At 72.4% G+C, this 12471-nt stretch carries 14 protein-coding genes and 1 tRNA gene; 8 read left to right on the top strand and 7 right to left on the bottom strand.

Translation table 11 applies throughout. The features are described from left to right. Positions 1–86 precede the first annotated feature (86 nt). From BMX97_RS01975 to BMX97_RS01960, 4 genes are all read right to left on the bottom strand, one after another. Complete coding sequence (locus BMX97_RS01975) at positions 87–698, bottom strand: hypothetical protein (protein ID WP_091744861.1); 612 nt, start codon at positions 696–698, stop codon at positions 87–89. Between the two features lie 167 nt (positions 699–865). Further along, positions 866–1918: a transglycosylase SLT domain-containing protein gene (locus BMX97_RS01970; protein WP_244538227.1), complete on the bottom strand. Its 1053-nt coding sequence runs from the start codon at positions 1916–1918 to the stop codon at positions 866–868. Between the two features lie 262 nt (positions 1919–2180). Further along, complete coding sequence (locus tag BMX97_RS01965) at positions 2181–2405, bottom strand: hypothetical protein (protein WP_091744857.1); 225 nt, start codon at positions 2403–2405, stop codon at positions 2181–2183. A 92-nt stretch (positions 2406–2497) separates the two neighbouring features. After that, positions 2498–3136, bottom strand: coding sequence for a hypothetical protein (locus BMX97_RS01960; RefSeq protein WP_091744855.1), 639 nt, complete (start codon positions 3134–3136; stop codon positions 2498–2500). 272 nt (positions 3137–3408) lie between these two features. Between BMX97_RS01960 and BMX97_RS01955 the strand changes: the two genes are divergently transcribed. The 3 genes from BMX97_RS01955 to BMX97_RS32660 all read left to right on the top strand — a co-directional run bounded on the left by BMX97_RS01955 (position 3409) and on the right by BMX97_RS32660 (position 4871). Continuing rightward, the gene (locus BMX97_RS01955; RefSeq protein ID WP_060845687.1) at positions 3409–3708 is read left to right on the top strand and encodes a hypothetical protein; all 300 of its coding nucleotides are present in this window, start codon (positions 3409–3411) and stop codon (positions 3706–3708) included. A gap of 496 nt (positions 3709–4204) precedes the next feature. After that, entirely contained in the window at positions 4205–4489 is a 285-nt protein-coding gene (locus BMX97_RS01950; protein WP_060845688.1) for a hypothetical protein, read from the top strand. Positions 4490–4730: 241 nt separating this feature from the next. Beyond that, positions 4731–4871 carry a hypothetical protein gene (locus BMX97_RS32660; RefSeq protein ID WP_244538226.1) on the top strand — a complete coding sequence of 47 codons (141 nt, stop codon included), beginning with the start codon at positions 4731–4733 and terminating at the stop codon, positions 4869–4871. Positions 4872–4931: 60 nt separating this feature from the next. On the opposite strand, the gene BMX97_RS01940 is transcribed toward BMX97_RS32660, so the two are convergent. Both BMX97_RS01940 and BMX97_RS01935 read right to left on the bottom strand, forming a co-directional pair. Further along, complete coding sequence (locus BMX97_RS01940) at positions 4932–5144, bottom strand: hypothetical protein (RefSeq protein ID WP_244538225.1); 213 nt, start codon at positions 5142–5144, stop codon at positions 4932–4934. 175 nt (positions 5145–5319) lie between these two features. Beyond that, positions 5320–5396, bottom strand: a tRNA-His gene (locus BMX97_RS01935). Between the two features lie 171 nt (positions 5397–5567). On the opposite strand from BMX97_RS01935, the gene BMX97_RS01930 reads away from it, so the two are divergent. From BMX97_RS01930 to BMX97_RS34310, 4 genes are all read left to right on the top strand, one after another. Continuing rightward, on the top strand, positions 5568–7388 hold the full coding sequence (locus BMX97_RS01930; protein ID WP_091744851.1) for a chloride channel protein: 1821 nt from the start codon (positions 5568–5570) through the stop codon (positions 7386–7388). A 63-nt stretch (positions 7389–7451) separates the two neighbouring features. Next, positions 7452–8531: a tartrate dehydrogenase gene (locus tag BMX97_RS01925; protein ID WP_091744849.1), complete on the top strand. Its 1080-nt coding sequence runs from the start codon at positions 7452–7454 to the stop codon at positions 8529–8531. Positions 8532–8762: 231 nt separating this feature from the next. Beyond that, complete coding sequence (locus BMX97_RS01920) at positions 8763–9377, top strand: hypothetical protein (RefSeq protein ID WP_348273106.1); 615 nt, start codon at positions 8763–8765, stop codon at positions 9375–9377. Beyond that, the gene (locus BMX97_RS34310; RefSeq protein WP_348273105.1) at positions 9305–9562 is read left to right on the top strand and encodes a DUF1236 domain-containing protein; all 258 of its coding nucleotides are present in this window, start codon (positions 9305–9307) and stop codon (positions 9560–9562) included. Before BMX97_RS01920 ends, BMX97_RS34310 begins: the two co-directional genes overlap by 73 nt. 16 nt (positions 9563–9578) lie before the next feature. Here the strand turns inward: BMX97_RS34310 and BMX97_RS01915 are convergent, their stop codons facing one another. Continuing rightward, a complete protein-coding gene (locus BMX97_RS01915; RefSeq protein ID WP_091744845.1) occupies positions 9579–10736 on the bottom strand; it encodes a helix-turn-helix transcriptional regulator in 1158 nt (385 codons plus the stop codon). A gap of 233 nt (positions 10737–10969) precedes the next feature. Between BMX97_RS01915 and BMX97_RS01910 the strand changes: the two genes are divergently transcribed. Next, positions 10970–12172 carry a pyridoxal phosphate-dependent aminotransferase gene (locus tag BMX97_RS01910; protein ID WP_091744843.1) on the top strand — a complete coding sequence of 401 codons (1203 nt, stop codon included), beginning with the start codon at positions 10970–10972 and terminating at the stop codon, positions 12170–12172. Positions 12173–12471 lie beyond the last annotated feature (299 nt).

Here is a 12471-nt window from a genome sequence, read left to right as displayed (position 1 = left end):
AGGGCCGTACCGATCAAATCAACCCAGCCCCCCGCCGGGGGGATGCCCGGGGGCAGGCGGTCTGCCGTCCGGGTTCCGAAGCGTCCTCAGGCGACCGGAGGACGGGGGTTGAGCGCCGCGTGCTCGGCGAAGGCCAGGAGGTCGGGCTCGCGGTCGAGGGACACCGCCTGCGGCGGCAGGTGCGCGTCCGGGAGCCGGGCCGCGGCGTGGGGCGGCTGCGCCACGACGAGGTGGATGGTGGGCCAGAGCGTCGCGACCGCCCGGGCGAGCCCGGCCCCGTCGAGGGTGCCGGCCCGCTCGGTCGGCAGGCCGATCAGCACCAGGGCGACCTCGCCGCCATGCAGGCGCAGGATGTCGAGGCCGTCCTGCGGGTCGCGGCAGCGCACCGTGTCGAGCCCGGCCCGGGCGAGGAGCGCGCCGGCCTCCTCCGCCCCGGGCACGTCGCCGACGAGCAGGGCGAGCCGGCAGGCCGTGCCGGCCGCGGGCGCGTCGTGCCCGGGCCGCGTCGCCCCGGGGGCTTCGGAGCCCGGCGCCTCGCTCGCTTCGATCTGGCGCAGCAGGGCACCGAGCCGCTCCGGCACCGCCTCGGCGATCAGGCCGTCATAGGCCGCGGCGAGGCCCGCGCCGAGGGCGTCGAGAGAGAGGATCGGGGTGAGTTGCGTACCGCCCGTCCGGCGTCCGGCGCCTGCCGCGCCCATCGTCACCTCCTGGTCCGCGTGGATCGTCGGAGGGATAAACCGCGATCCGGGGAGGTGGTTTCCGCAGCTGGAGGCTAGGCCGCAAGTCTTTTTCGGGGAACGGCTTTTCTAAGGGAGCGGCCTCTGTCCCGCGCGAGGCGCGGGCGCGCCCGCTCGGAGCGTCCGCGTCAGGGCGTCTCGGCGGCGTAGGCCATCACGCCCATCAGGGCGCCGACGTCGCGGTAGCGGGCGCCGCGGGTGCTCATCATCGCCTCGAACTTGTCGTGGACCTGCGCCACCGTCAGGCTGCGGGCCTTCCGGCGCCCGACGCGCTCGTAGAAGATCGGCCGGTTGGCCTTGGCGGGCTTCGGCAGCAGGGCGGCGGCCTCGGCCTTCGGCTCCTCGACCACCTTGGCCATGAAGCGCTCGGCGTCGTCCGGCCCGAGGAAGTGGGCGAGGTAGGTCTCGCCGAGGGTGAGGTCGCGGCCGATCCGGGCGGCGATGCGGGCCGAATCGCGCTTCAGCATCTCGCCGGCCATCACCGCCGAGAGCGAGGGGTCGCGGCGCAGGTCGAGGATGCGGGCGCGCTCGGCGGGATCCGCGACGCCGTTGTCGTCGCCGATCAGCCCGGCCTCGCGGGCATAGCCGTGCCGGGGGCCGAACTCGCGCATGACCTGCAGCCAGGTCCGCTCGATGAACTGGTAGAGGCCGGTGGCCGAGGAGGTGCGGGCCTGGACCTCGGTCAGGAAGCTCGATTCCTTGTCGGCGACCGCCATCAGCAGCACCGGATCGGTGCGCACCGTCGCGGCGGCCCGCACGATGGTCTGGACGAGGTGGCGGCGGATCCGCATTGGCCCGAAGGTCAGCACCTCGTTGGGGTCGCCCCCGGTGCTGGCGGCGAGCAGATCGTCGTAGGAGACCCGGTCGACGCCGGACGAGCCGAGCGCGGTGTCGAGGTCGTGAATCGGCTCGCGCAGGGGGGCGATCGCCGGTGCGGCGGGCTGAGCCGCCCGGGCCTGCCCCATCTGGACCTGGATCCTGGGGGTCGGCATCACCAGGAGGTCGGCCATCATGGTCACCGCCGGGCGGGCGGTCACCAGCTCGGCGCCGTACTGGTGCAGCAGCGCCGAGAGGCCGGCGGCCAGGCACCCGGCCGCCAGGATGGTCCGGGCCATCACCGGTACGCCGCCATGGGCGGCGCGGTTGCCGAACGAGAGGACGTCCCCGTGGGCTCCCGCCATCCGCAAGGAGCCTCGCTGCGCCGGTCCGTCCACTCGACGTTGCATCTGATGTATCGCCCCGGTTTCCCTGCCTGTACGGCGCAAGAAGCCGGCGAGATGTGGCGATATGACGGCGACGCTCGCGCAGGTCAGCACGATCCCGTGCAAGCTTCGCCGTATCGCGGTCCGAGCATTCGTCCCGTCTTACGGCCAAGCTCGACCTACGGGGCGGCCCCGGCGATTGTCGCCGGGGATGCTGCGGCGCAGCGAGGGGCCGGTCGCGTCAGCGGGCGGCGGGCTGGACGGCCTCGTCGCGGGTGCGCTGGCGCTTGTTGGCCTGGTGCCGGCCGAGCGCGCAGCCGGCGGCGGCGCCGGCGAAGGTGTGGCCGACGGCGTGGCCGGCAATGCCGCCCACGACCGCGCCCTTGATGCAGCCCTTGGCCTCGGCGGCCCCGGTGAAGCCGACCAGGCCCATGGCGAGCACGGCAGCGGACATCGTCTTGCGCATGGTGATCTCCCGTACGTCACGTCCAATGACGGCACAGAACAGCCGACGTCCGGCCTTGGTTCCGTGGCGGCACGCGACGGCGGGCCCCGGCGTCAGGTGCGGGCGATCAGGTAGATCTGCAGCGCGATCTGGATCGTGAGCAGAACCACGATCAGCATGAGGAGGACGGCCAGCACGGCCTGGCCGCGGCTCTCGAACAAGGTCGACGTCGGAGACGAACTGCCCTGCAGCACCGGCGCCGGCCCCCGCGCGGGGATGGCGGCGGGGATGGCGGCAGGGATGGCGGGCGCCGCCGGGACCTGGCGGGCCGGCTCGACGCGAAACGCCTCGTCGGCGGTCACGAGCCGCGGTGGAATGTCCCGGGGACGCGCCTCGCCCGGCTGGGTCTCGAAGAACGGCCTGTAGGCCCCCACCGGCACCAGGATGCGCACCGGCAGGGTGCGGCCCTCCTCGGCATAGACCTCGTCGAGGACGCGGCGCAGGCGGCCGGCCTCCACGCGCACGCTCGGGTCGTTGCTGGGATCGAAGCTGTCGGCCCGGCCGAGGGCCTGGGTGGCGATCGTATAGGCCTTGATGGCCTCGCCCCGGCCGGCCAGTTCCTCCTCCACGATATAGCCCAGGAAGGCGGCGAGCTTCGGGGAGCGCCGGAACACCGGCATGCGCAGGCAGCCGTCGAGGCTGCGCCGCACGGCATCGACCGAGACGGTTTCCACGCTGGTCTGCTCGCTCATCTCACCTCGTCCGGGCCTCGCATGGAGACCAGTCCCCCACTACAATCATCCATTCAAAAGGTGGCTCCCTACGTTATGCGCATGCGGTGACATGGTGCGGCGCCGCGACGTCTTTCGGATTGATTCAGATCATTGACTGGCGCTGACGGACGGATTGTCGCAATCCGGCATGGTGCGCTGCAAGAGCGCTCGTGCGGAGATCTTGGATCCTTAACCGGTCGCTAACCATACCCGGCCGAGGATCGGCCGAAACCGACCGCACGAGGTGATCCATGCCGCAAGCTCAGACCCGCCCGCTGCCCACGGCGTTCGCGCGCTACCCGATCCCGCTCGAGCTGCTGGCGGTCCTGCACCGCGCCAGCGAGGACGACGTGGACGCCCTGGTCGCACGGATGCCCGAGACCGGACGCGCCCGGCTGGCGGCCTACTGCACCGACAAGGATCACCTGCACCGGCTCGGACTGCGCATCGCCGGCACCTGCGACGAGGCCGCCCTGGCGCGGGTGGTCGGCGCGGATGCGGGGGCGAGCCTCTACGCCCAGTCGCGCCCGGCCGGGATGCTGCCGAGCTGATGGTGTCCGGCCGGGCGCCGCTCCCGGCCTGCCTCTCACGATTCCAGATCTCGTTCTCGCCGACTGCCGGGGCTGCGCCATGCGCGGCCCCTTCGCTTCGTCCGAGGCACGGGCGAGCCTGGGAGCACGCCTCGCGGCCCACCGGAACGTCCGGGCACGCGCTCCGAATTTCATCTTGCCCCAAAGAAAAAAGGCCACCCTTGCGGGTGGCCCGAAGTCTAGGGAGGAAACGCCCAAAGAGGGCAGCAAGGCCGCGACGCCATCGCGACCGTGCGATGCACAAATTAGCGTGCGGCGCACAAAACGCAAGCGATTTTTTTCGGATCGGGTTCGATCGAACCGCCGCCTCCGTCCCCGAAACGCGAGCTGGCTTTCGGGTCGTGCTTTCGCGAAAGCACGACCATAGGGGCAGCCAGTATGCCGCAGCCCAATGGCCAGGGAACCGCGACTCCCCGGTGTCGGTTGAGGCGGCACGACAACCAGTGGAGGAAACACCATGACGCGTCTCGCCGCCATCGGCGCCGGCCTGTTCCTGCTCGCCGGTACGCTCGGAGCCGCCGCCGGACCCTGCGCCCCGGGCCAGACCGCGCAGAAGATGGACAAGACCTCGAACGTCGACCCCTCGGCCACCGCCTCGGTCTCGCCCGGCGCGAAGGCGGAATCGCCCGGCACGGTCGGGGCGATGCAGAATGTCGGCTCGCAGACGGCCACCTCGCCGTCGGATGTCTCCCGCCAGTCGAAGGGCGAGAAGACCGCCGCGCAGCAGGCCAACGACTGCTGAGCCGAAGCACCCGGACGACATCCTGACGACGGCGCGGGGGATGCACCCGCGTCGTCGTCGCGCGTCGGGGCCTCGCGATCGCCGGCCGACGCGACGTTGGACGATGTCACCTCGGGGCGGTGCGATCTTCGGGCGGCTTGGCGCGTTGGCTTGGCGCGTTGGCTTGGCGCGTTGGATGGCCGCCGGCGCCTTCGCGGCGCCCGGGCACGACAGGCCGAGAGACGAGGACGGAGGAGAGCCCATGGCCGACAGGACACCCGAGATGGCCCGCGCCCAGATCGCCTACGCGCTCCAGGCCAAGCGCGATTCCCTCGCCGCCGCCGCCCTGGCCCTCAGGGAAGCGCCCGAGGACCCGGAGGTGCAGCGCAGGTCGAGCGGCTGACGGAGGATGTCGGCCGCCTGGAGATCCAGCTGCGCGGCGCCTTGTAGGCGGTCGCCGCGATCAGGCGGCGGGCATGCCCTTCAGGTAGCCCTTTGCCCGCAGGTACTCCCGTAGAATGAGGCAGATCGCGTCGCCGCGGGAGAGCTGCTCCACCGCGGCGAACTCGATCAACGCCGCCGCGATCTCGTCCGGGATGTGGAACGCCTCCTCGTCGCCGGCGGCCTCGGGCGCGCCGGCCGGGGCGGCGCGGGGCGTGTCGGGGATATCGGTCATCGGGCGCCTCCGGATCTCGTCGGGTATCGCACCGCAACGCCGATCGTTCCCGCCGTGAGGCCGACGGGGATCGGCCGGTCCGGTAAACCACGCGCGAGTTCTTCGGAAGGTCTGTCCGGCCGGGTCGCTCGCCGGGGGCGCTCTCGCCAGCCCGGTCTCCGGTCCATCGATATCGTGGTACCGCCACCCCGGCTCGAACGGGGGACCTCTAGATCCACAATCTAGCGCTCTAACCAACTGAGCTATGGCGGCTCGCGACGAGGGGGTGTGTAGTCGGGCCCGGGCGCCGTGGCAAGCGCCGATCTGCGGTCATCGGACCGGAAAGCGTGGGAAAGTGCGCCGGCTGCGGACGCGAAGCCGGTCGACCCGCCGCCTCCGGCACCGTACACCGCGGGCATTCCCCATTCCCGCCCCGACGGTTCGATGACGCCGAAGTCCGAGACGGTCCGCCGCGCCCTGACGGAGAGCGCCCTCGTGCTGGCCCCCGGATCGCTGCGCGCCTGGGTGCGCAGCGGCGAGATCGGCCTGATCCTTCTCGCGGCCCTCGTCGGCTGCCTGTCGGGGGGGCTCGTCAGCCTCATGGGCTGGGCGGCCCAGGCCGCGCACGAGCGGCTCTACGGCCTCGGCCTCGACGAGCGGCTGAGCGCGACGCCGCACGTGCCGCCCCTCGTCGCCGTCGGGGTGCCGACGCTGGGCGGCGTGGTGCTGGGTCTGGTGATCTGGCTCGGCGGGCGCTGGCGGCGGGCGCCCGGCCGGCCGGTGATCGATCCGATCGAGGCCAACGCCCTGCATGGCGGGCGCCTGTCCCTGCGGGATTCCGTGCTGTTGGCGGTGCAGAACCTGATCTCGAACGGCTGCGGCGCCTCGGTCGGGCTCGAGGCGGGCTACACCCAGATCTCCGCCGGCGTCGCCTCGCGCCTGGGCCTGAGCTTCGAGCTGCGCCGCGCCGACATGCGCATCCTCGTCGGCTGCGCGGCCGCCGCCGCCATCGCGGCGGCGTTCGGGGCGCCGCTCACCGGCGCCTTCTACGCCTTCGAGCTGATCATCGGCACCTACGCCATCGCCTCGCTCACGCCGGTGGTCACCGCGGCGCTCGCCGGGGCCTTCGTGTCGCGGGCGATCCTCGGCCACCAGACGGTGATCATGCTGGGGCCGACCCCGCCGGTCGGCCCGGCCGACTACCTGCCGACGCTGGGCCTCGGGCTGATCTGCGCCGGGCTCGGCATCCTGATCATGCAGGGCGTCACCCTGGTGGAGGAGGGGGTGCGCCGCACCCGGCTGCCGCCGCCGGCCCGCCCCGCCCTCGGGGGGCTGGCGGTCGGGCTGCTGGCGCTGGTGGCGACGCCCCAGGTGCTGTCGGCCGGGCACGGGGCGCTCCACCTCAACCTGACGGAGGACGGCGCGGCGATCGGGGCGGCCGGGCTGATCTTCCTGTTTCTCGCCAAGGCGCTCGCCTCGGCGATCTCGATCGGCAGCGGGTTCCGCGGCGGGCTGTTCTTCGCCTCGCTGTTCCTCGGGGCGCTCGCCGGCAAGATCTTCGTGATGCTGGCCCCGCCCCTCGTCGCCATGGTGCTGCCGCCCGTCACCTACGCGGTGGTGGGGATGAGCGCGCTCGCCGTCGCGGTGATCGGCGGGCCGATGACGATGACCTTCCTGGCCCTGGAGGTCACCGGCGACTTCCCCATCGCCGGCCTGGTGCTGGTGGCGGTGATCGCCTCCTCGCTCACCGTGCGCAAGACCTTCGGCTACTCCTTCGCGACCTGGCGCTTCCACCTGCGCGGCGAATCGATCCGCAGTGCCCACGACGTCGGCTGGATCCGCACCCTCACGGTCGGCCAGCTGATGCGCCGGGAGGTCCGCACCGTGCGCGCCGACACCACGCTGGCGGCGTTCCGGCGCGCCTTTCCCCTCGGCTCGGGCACCCAGGTCGTCGCCGTCGACGAGGCCGGGCACTATGCCGGCATCGTGCTGGTGGCCGAGGCCCATGCCGCCCCGATCGACGACAAGGCCGCCGAGACGAAGGTCGTCGACCTGCTGCGCTACCGCGACGAGGTGCTCCTGCCGCAGATGAACGCCAAGGAGGCGGTCGTCCTGTTCGACAAGGCCGAGAGCGAGGCGCTGGCGGTGGTCGAGAGCCGCGAGGCCGCCCGGGTGATCGGGATCCTGACCGAGAAGCACACCCTCAAGCGCTACAGCGACGAGCTCGACCGCCAGCGCAGGGCGAGCGTCGGGGATGTGGCGTGATCGGCGATTGACCGATCCCGCCCGATGCGCGACGGCAGGACCCATAACAAGGAGGAGACACCCATGCCGTCAGCCAAGCGCCATTACCGCATCGCCGTCATCCCGGGGGACGGGATCGGCAAGGAGACGGTGCCGGAGGGCGTGCGCGTGCTGGAGCAGGCGGCCAAGCGCCACGGCTTCACCCTGCAGCAGGACTGGTTCGACTTCTCGTCCTACGACTACTACGCCAAGCACGGCCGGATGATGCCGGAGGACTGGAAGGCGCAGATCGGCGGGCACGACGCGATCTTCTTCGGCGCCGTCGGCTGGCCCGAGAAGATCCCCGACCACGTCTCCCTGTGGAACTCGCTGATCCTGTTCCGTCGCGAGTTCGACCAGTACATCAACCTGCGGCCCGTCCGGCTGATGCCCGGCGTGCCGAGCCCGCTCGCCGGCCGCAAGCCCGGCGACATCGACTTCTGGGTCGTGCGCGAGAACACCGAGGGCGAGTACTCGTCCGTCGGCGGCCGGATGTTCCAGGGCACCGACCGCGAATTCGCCGTGCAGGAATCGGTCTTCACCCGCCGCGGCACCGACCGGGTGCTGAAATTCGCCTTCGAGCTGGCGAGCGCCCGGCCGAAGAAGCACCTGACCTCGGCCACCAAGTCGAACGGCATCTCGATCACGATGCCGTACTGGGACGAGCGGGTGCAGGAGATGGCGCGCCACTACCCCGACGTCGCCTGGGACAAGTACCACATCGATATCCTGACGGCCCACTTCGTGCTGCACCCGGACTGGTTCGACGTGGTGGTGGCCTCGAACCTCTTCGGCGACATCCTGTCGGATCTCGGTCCCGCCTGCACCGGCACGATCGGCATCGCGCCGTCCGGCAACATCAACCCGGAGCGGGATTTCCCGTCGCTGTTCGAGCCGGTCCACGGCTCGGCGCCGGACATCGCCGGCCAGGGCATCGCCAACCCGATCGGCCAGATCTGGTCCGGCGCGATGATGCTCGAGCATCTCGGGGAGAAGGAGGCCGCGGCCGAGATCGTCGCCGGAATCGAGCGCGTGCTCGCCGAGCGGACGCTGCGCACCCGCGACCTCGGCGGCAACGCCGACACCACCGCCTGCGGCACGGCCGTCGCCGAGGCGATCGGCTGAACCGGGGAGGGCGCCCGGGACGAGCCGGGCGCCCGCAGGACAAAGCGAGATCGGGGGCGGGGATCGCACCCGATTGCGGAACCATCTCCCGCACCTCTCCGTTGCGGCCCGGCACTGCAACGACCCTGCGCCACGGGCCGCGCGGGTGCAGTCTCGGGAGTCGTGTCATGACCAAGCTGGATCGCGGCAAGATGCTGCGCGGGACGATGACGGCCGCCGTGCTGGTGCTCGGTGCGGCCACCGCCTTCGCGCAGGGTGGCCCAGGCGGTGGCGGCGGTGGGGGAGCGGGCGGTGGCGCCGGCGGCGGCGCTGCGGGTGGTGGCGCAGCCGGGGCTGCAGGCGCTGGTGGTGGCGGCGCCGGTGGTGCCGGTGGCGCACCGGGTGCGGGCGTCGGCGGCGGTGCTGGCGGTCCGGGCGGCGCGGGGGGCGTCGGCAATGGCGGTGCTCCTCGCGGCGGTGCGGGCGCGGCCCAACCGGGTGGCGGTGCCGGGCCGGCGGGCGGCCGGGCCGGGGGCGAGGGCGCTCAGCCGGGTGCCGCCGGACGCGGGGCCGAACAGGGCGAGCGGGGCGGACGCGGGGCCGAACCGGGTGGCGAGCGCGGCGCGGAGCGCGGCGAACGCGGTGAGCGGGGCGCCGAGAGAGGCGAGCGTGGCGGCGAGCGGGGTGACCGCGGCGCGGAACGTGGCGAACGTGGAGACCGCGGCGGCGAGCGTGGCGAGCGTGGGGCCGAACGCGGCGAGCGCGGTGGCGGTCGCTCCGAGGCCCGGGGCGCCGTGTCCCGCCTCGACACCACCCGGCGCACCGAGTTCCGCCAGACCATCGTGCGCTCCGGCGTGCGGCCGCTGACGGGGGTCAACTTCGCCTTGCGCGCCGGCGTCGCGGTGCCGCGCTCGGTGACGCTGCACGCCCTGCCGCCGGCGATCCTCACCCTGGTCCCGGCCTATCGCGGCTTCCAGTACGTGCTGGTCGGCGACGACATCGTCATCATCGATCCCGACACCTACGAGATCGTGGACGTGATCCCGGCCTGAGGCCGGCCGCTCCGGTTCAGGCGCGCTGCCTGAGCCGGAGCACGAACACCGCGAGCTCGGATTGCCGCGACACCCCGAGCTTGGCGAAGACCTGGCGCAGCTGCGAGCGGGCGGTCTCGTGGCGGATGCCCAGCGCCTCGGCCGCCTGCACCAGGGAGCGCGACCCGTCCATCAGCAGGGCGAGGCGGGTCTCCGCCGGGGACAGCCCGAGGGCGGCGAGGCGGTCGCGCTCCCGCGCCTCGTCCGCGGCGCTGCCGCGCAGCACCACCAGGGCGAGCTGGTCCGGCACCAACAGCCGCGCCATCCCGACGACCCCGCGCAGGTCCTGGCGCAGCCCGATCGCGGTGACCTGCCAGCGCGTCGCCCCGATCCGGACCGGCCCCTGGCTCGCCGGGAGAACGGCGGGCTCCGGCACGCCGCCGCAGGCGAGCGCCACCTCCCGGGCCACGGTCTCGGCCAGCCGCGGGTCCCGCACCTGCACCCGGTCGAGGGCGCCGACCCGCAGGACCGTTCCTTCCGCGAGAAGGTCGTGGCCGGCCCGGCTCGCCTCGACGAGGCGCAGGTCGCGGGTCACCACGAAGGCCGGGTCGGCCACCCGCTCGAGCAGCGTCTCCCCGGGCCCGCGGGCGGCACCCGGGGAGAAGCAGGCCCGGTTGGTCTCGATCGCCCGGCGCATCCGCGGCCCGATCCGCGCCATGACCTCGCCGAGCCGCCCCTGCTCGCGCGCCGCCCGCGCCTGCTCGTGCTGCAGGTTCAGCACCGCCAGGCGGCCGTCAGCGTCGAAGAGCTTGATCCCGCTCGAGGCCGTCATGCCGCCGAGCCGCGACAGCCAGTCGGTGTAGAACTCGGTGTGATGCAGGGTGGCGGCCGGCATCCGCTCCTCGGAATGCATCGACACCATCTCGGGCGTCGACAGGATCACCGAGATCCACGGGTTCACCGCGCCGTAATGCGCCTCGTAGGCGGCGACGTCGGCCGGGTCCCAGCCCCAGTGCACGAGGGGCAGCCCGGTCCCGGCGGCGGCGTCGACGACCTGGAGCACCGGCCAGATGCCGGGCATGAGCCGGCCGATCGTGGCCATCACCCCGTCCCAGGCCGCGGGGTCGCAGGCGGCGTGGTCGATCGCGAGGCCGATTTCCTCGCTCGTCGCCCGCAGGCGCTCCGCCTCGCCCATCGCCGCCGACCCCGTCCGCCCGGGGCCGTCGTCCCGGGGCGCGGAAACCGTCTCACGCGGGCGCGGCAATTGTCCAGGCTACCGATGCATGGCGGGCTCCGGCGCCCGTTCTTCGCGCAAGGCGCGGCTTGCTCGCGCTGGCGCGCACGACTAGGGTCCGGCCCGCTCGAAGACCCGGACGGCCAGGACCCTGCCCGACCGGGCGTCTTTCACAGGTTCTGGAGTCGATCATCATGGGCTTTCTGGCCGACGCCCTCTCGCGCGTGAAACCCTCCGCCACCATCGTGATGACCCAGAAGGCGCGGGACCTGAAGGCCCAGGGGCGCGACGTCATCAGCCTGTCGGTCGGCGAGCCGGATTTCGATACGCCCCAGCACATCAAGCAGGCGGCGGTCGAGGCCATCGCCCGCGGCGAGACCAAGTACCCGCCGGTCTCCGGCATCGTCCCGCTGCGCGAGGCCATCGCCAAGAAGTTCAAGCGCGAGAACGGCCTCGACTACAAGCCGAGCCAGACCATCGTCGGCACCGGCGGCAAGCAGGTGATCTACAACGCGCTGCTCGCCACCCTGAACCCGGGCGACGAGGTTGTGATCCCGCGGCCCTACTGGGTGTCCTACCCGGAGATGGTCGGCTTGTGCGGCGGCACCCCGGTCTTCGCCGACACCACGATGGAGACGAACTTCAAGCTCCAGCCCGAGGAGCTGGAGCGCGCCATCACCCCGAAGACCAAGTGGGTGATCCTGAACTCGCCCTCGAACCCGTCGGGCGCCGCCTACAGCCACGCCGAGATGAAGGCGCTGACCGACGTGCTGGTGCGCCACCCGCACGTCTGGGTGCTCACCGACGACATGTACGAGCACCTGGTCTACGGCGACTTCACCTTCGTCACCCCGGCCCAGGTCGAGCCGGCGCTCTACGAGCGCACGCTGACCATGAACGGCGTCTCGAAGTCCTACGCCATGACCGGCTGGCGCATCGGCTACGCCGCCGGCCCCGAGCCGCTGATCAAGGCGATGGACTTCGTCCAGGGACAGCAGACCTCGGGCGCGGCGACGATCTCGCAATGGGCTGCCGTTGCCGCCCTCGACGGGCCGCAGGACCACCTCGCCGAGTTCCGGGCGGCGTTCCAGGTCCGGCGCGACCTCGTGGTCTCGATGCTCAACCAGACCAACGGCCTGCGCTGCCCGACGCCGGAGGGGGCGTTCTACGTCTACCCGTCCTGCTCCGAGCTGATCGGCAAGCGCACCGAATCCGGCAAGGTGATCGAGACCGACGAGGATTTCGTCACCGAGCTCCTGATGGCCGAGGGCGTCGCCTCGGTGCACGGCTCGGCCTTCGGCCTCGGCCCCAACCTGCGCATCTCCTACGCGACCTCGAACCAGCTGCTGGAAGAGGCCTGCCGCCGCATCCAGCGCTTCTGCGGCTCGCTGCGCTGAGCGCGCCGCGCTGCAGGATGTCGGGATGAATCGACCCGGCGGGCCAAATCCCCGCCGGGTCTTTTTTCACCCCCGGGTCCTTGGCCCTCGGGTTCTTGGCCCCCGGATTCTCGGCGCCCGCCGGTCAAGCGCACGGAGCCGGCGCGTTTCGACGCAAGGCCGCCGCCCGCATTCCGGTTGCCCCTCCGGCCCGGTCTGTCCTACACGGACCGTCCTCGATGCCGGCGCGCCCGGTGGCTTCCGGAACCCGTCCGGGCTGTGCGGCAAAGAGGTCGGCGATGACGGGGTGGGGCGGACCA

It is taken from the genome of Methylobacterium sp. ap11 (genome assembly GCF_900110515.1).
Classification (GTDB): Bacteria; Pseudomonadota; Alphaproteobacteria; order Rhizobiales; family Beijerinckiaceae; genus Methylobacterium; species Methylobacterium ajmalii.
This window is presented reverse-complemented; position numbering and strand designations above follow the sequence as displayed.

Bases quoted from the DNA above. Each gene is read 5' to 3' on its own strand.
- BMX97_RS01975 (WP_091744861.1), bottom strand. From the start codon at position 698: ATGGGCGCGGCAGGCGCCGGACGCCGGACGGGCGGTACGCAACTCACC.
- BMX97_RS01970 (WP_244538227.1), bottom strand. From the start codon at position 1,918: ATGGCGGGAGCCCACGGGGACGTCCTCTCGTTCGGCAACCGCGCCGCC.
- BMX97_RS01965 (WP_091744857.1), bottom strand. From the start codon at position 2,405: ATGCGCAAGACGATGTCCGCTGCCGTGCTCGCCATGGGCCTGGTCGGC.
- BMX97_RS01960 (WP_091744855.1), bottom strand. From the start codon at position 3,136: ATGAGCGAGCAGACCAGCGTGGAAACCGTCTCGGTCGATGCCGTGCGG.
- BMX97_RS01955 (WP_060845687.1), top strand. From the start codon at position 3,409: ATGCCGCAAGCTCAGACCCGCCCGCTGCCCACGGCGTTCGCGCGCTAC.
- BMX97_RS01950 (WP_060845688.1), top strand. From the start codon at position 4,205: ATGACGCGTCTCGCCGCCATCGGCGCCGGCCTGTTCCTGCTCGCCGGT.
- BMX97_RS32660 (WP_244538226.1), top strand. From the start codon at position 4,731: ATGGCCGACAGGACACCCGAGATGGCCCGCGCCCAGATCGCCTACGCG.
- BMX97_RS01940 (WP_244538225.1), bottom strand. From the start codon at position 5,144: ATGACCGATATCCCCGACACGCCCCGCGCCGCCCCGGCCGGCGCGCCC.
- BMX97_RS01930 (WP_091744851.1), top strand. From the start codon at position 5,568: ATGACGCCGAAGTCCGAGACGGTCCGCCGCGCCCTGACGGAGAGCGCC.
- BMX97_RS01925 (WP_091744849.1), top strand. From the start codon at position 7,452: ATGCCGTCAGCCAAGCGCCATTACCGCATCGCCGTCATCCCGGGGGAC.
- BMX97_RS01915 (WP_091744845.1), bottom strand. From the start codon at position 10,736: ATGGGCGAGGCGGAGCGCCTGCGGGCGACGAGCGAGGAAATCGGCCTC.
- BMX97_RS01910 (WP_091744843.1), top strand. From the start codon at position 10,970: ATGGGCTTTCTGGCCGACGCCCTCTCGCGCGTGAAACCCTCCGCCACC.